The organism is Luteibacter sp. P4_E6, assembly GCF_056401535.1.
In genome coordinates, this window is the sequence record NZ_JBFUJE010000429.1 from 1 (window position 1) to 3,378 (window position 3,378).

The window sequence follows — 3,378 nt, forward strand, 5'->3', positions numbered from 1 at the left end:
GGACGGCAACGGCTCACTGCTGCGCGTCTCGCAGAACGGCGCGGCCCCCATCTCGCGTCTGGGTCTGGTCGCCGGTTCGCCGGGCGGCTCGCTGACGATCGGTGCGGGCGCGATGGTCGATGGCGGCAACGCCCTCTCACTGGACGCTACCGGTCGTGTGAGCGTGGACGACAATGCCTTGCTGACCGGCAAGAACATCGATGCCACGGCCGGTCGCATTGCCTTTGTCGGTGCCGGTGCAACAGCGCCGGACGATGGCCTCGTGATCGGCGCCGCGACGCTGGCGCAGTGGCGCAGCTCCGATTCGGTCACGCTGCGTAGTCGTGGAAACATCGATTTCCTTGGCGCACAGGAAATCGCCGTCGACAACAACCTCGTGCTGAGCGCCGGTGCGTTCACGGGCGATGGTCATGATGTCAGTCTGCACGCGGGAACCATCACCTTTGCGAACGTACTTGGCGCGTCCGCCGGAAGCGCGTTGGCTGGCGGCGGTACATTGAGTGTCGGTGCGGGTGAAATCGACTTCGGCCAGGGCACGGCATCGCTCCACGGTTTCAGCGCGTTCGATGGCGTGGCAACGTCCGGCCTCGTTGCCGCCGGGCAGGGTGGCGTGGACTTCGGCGCCGCCTCCGTGGATCTGTCCGCACCGGTGTTCGTGGCGAACAGCGGTTCGGCAACCACCTTGCTCACGACCGGGGCCATGCGCCTCCATGGCACCCAGGGCACACCGCTCTCGACCGATGGTCTGGGCGGTGCTCTCAACCTGCGCGCTGGCAGCATTGACGATGGCATGAACCTCACGGCAGTGGCGGGCAGTCTGGCCCTGGACGCGACCCAGGGTGGCGTCCATGTGGCCAGCGGCACGACGCTTGACGTCGGTGGTGTGACCAAGCAGTTCTTCGACACGGCGGCGTACGCACCGGGCGGCAACCTGGCGCTGACTGCCACCGGCGATATCGCTATCGATGATGGCGCCGCCCTGCGCTACGGCGGCGCCACTGAAGCGGGCGATGCCGGTACCTTCAAGGCCGTCGCGGGAGGCGCCCTGCTGCTTGGCGGCACTTACGACGGCCACGCGGCACAAGGCTATCGCGGCGGATACTTCACCATCGGTACGGGTGGCGCGCTCGATCTCGACACCGTGGCCGGCCTCGTCGCCGCCAGCGGCTCGACGGGCCTGGCGGACATCACCAGCGGGCAGGGCGATCTGGCCCTGTCCACCGGCACGACGCTGAAGTCGAACAAGGTTTACCTCTACGCCAACGGTGGTAACGCGCGCATTGACGGCACGGTAGATGCCAGCTCTCCGGCGGGCAGCCGCATCGAGGTGTGGGCTCTCAAGGGCCTGGACATCAATGGCACCCTGGATGCCCATGTGACCACGCCGGAACAGCGTGGCGGTGATGTCGTGCTGGGCACGACGGGCTCGAGCGACGGCGCCCTCGATCCGACGTATGGGTATGAGATCGTCGATCGGGCGAATGCCGGATACGTGCACGTTGGGTCCGGCGCCCAGATCAATGTCTCCGGCGGAGCAGATACCGCTTTCGCCGGCGGCAGGCTCAGTATTCGTGCACCGCTGCTAGCCGACGGGGACGTACCGATCACGATCGACAATCCCGCGTCGATCAAGGGTGCGCGTGACGTCACCATCGAGCCGTTCGCCGTGTGGAGCACCAAGGATGGCTCTACGAGTGCGCAGCACTTTGACGGCGTCATCGATCCAGCCGGCTGGTTCACGGCAGACGGTAAGACGATGGTGGCGGGCACCTGGAACGACGGCAAGGGCAATGTCCTCCCGCCGCCGGCCGATGCCGCCCAGCAAGCGACGTACATGGACCAGTACTACTTCACGCCGGACGCGATCAATACCGACCACGCCGGTTTCTACGGGTACGCCGGTGGCGATCCCGCGAATGGCCCAGGCACCCTGATGGGCTTCGTGGAGCAGCCGGGCTTTACCTTCGGCAACCGCTTCGATGGCATCGCCAACATTAATGTTCGTCCAGGCATCGAGCTGCGCAATCCGATCGATGGCGCCAACGGCGGCAATATCGAAGTCGTCACCAACTGGAACCTCGGTGCCGGCGTGACCGGCACTGATGGCAAGCCGCAGCTGGCGTATCGCTACAACGGCGAGGCGCCGATTCTCACTGTACGCGCCGCTGGTAACCTCGACCTCAAGGCAAGTATCACCGACGGCTTCTACCAGCAGAACGATGGTGCACAACTAAACGACACGACGCCCGGCGACCCGCTGTATGACGCCGCGGTCGCGGAATACCAGGTGGCGCAGGCTTACCTTGACCAGAACAACGCCTGGAACGGAACCATCAACCTGGCCGACGGCGACCCGAGTGAGTTCAAGACGCCCGGTGGCGGCGTAGCCGACATCAGCAAGGATCCGTTTTACCAGCCGCTGACGGCACCGTCCAAGGGTCAGCAGGATGAGTACTACGCGAACTACAATCAGTACATCTTCGCGTTCGGCGATAACGGCGCCACGAATTTCGGCTGGTCGTCGTCTTACGTGCAGCAGAACGCGCTGGGGTTCCTGACGTACAACCCGCATAACGCGATCAACCAGACGGCTCCGTCACCGGCGAACTTTACGACCTAYGACGACTATGCCAAYGCGTAYGCGAACTGGCTATTCAACTTCCCGCTGTTTCAGGCATCGGGCGACACACCGTCGCCTCTCCTCCTTCCGATCAGTAAGGACTACGCCACCTGGTCGCATGACTACAACACGTACCTCAGTCCCAACAACTACGGCAACTATCTACTCACGGTAAGCCTCTTCCTGAGCGAYGGCACGAACAGCCAGCTGTTCTACGCGCCGTTCGCGCCGAAGGAATCGAATCCTCCTCCCGTCACCAACCCGCTGTATGCCGCCGCATTGACGGCGTATCAGAACGCCCAGTTGTACCTCGACCAGAACAACGCCTGGAACGGGACCATCAACCTGGCCGCTGGTGATCCGGCGGACTTCAAGACACCTGGTGGCGGCGTTGCCGACATCAGCAAGGATCCGTTTTACCAGCCACTGGTCGCCCCGCCGGCGAACCAGAGCGACCAGTATTACGCGAACTACAAACAATACATCTTCGCGTTCGGTGATAACGGCGTCACGAACTTCGGTTGGTCGTCGTCTTACGTGCAGCAGAACGCGCTGGGGTTCCTCACGTACAACCCGCATAACGCGATCAACCAGACGGCTCCGTCACCGGCGAACTTTACGACCTACGACGACTATGCCAACGCGTACGCGAACTGGCTATTCAACTTCCCGCTGTTTCAGGCATCGGGCGACACGCCGTCGCCTCTCCTCCTTCGGTTCAGTAAGGACTACGCCACCTGGTAGCATGTCTACAACAC

Annotated in this window: 1 protein-coding gene; it reads left to right on the forward strand. The window is 63.4% G+C overall.

Annotation, left to right across the window (positions count from 1 at the left end):
- Nucleotides 1–3,364: beta strand repeat-containing protein (locus tag AC1DT2_RS18600; protein ID WP_477297958.1), on the forward strand; the 3,364-nt coding region annotated here is incomplete at its 5' end.
- Between the last annotated feature and the right edge of the window lie 14 nt (nt 3,365–3,378).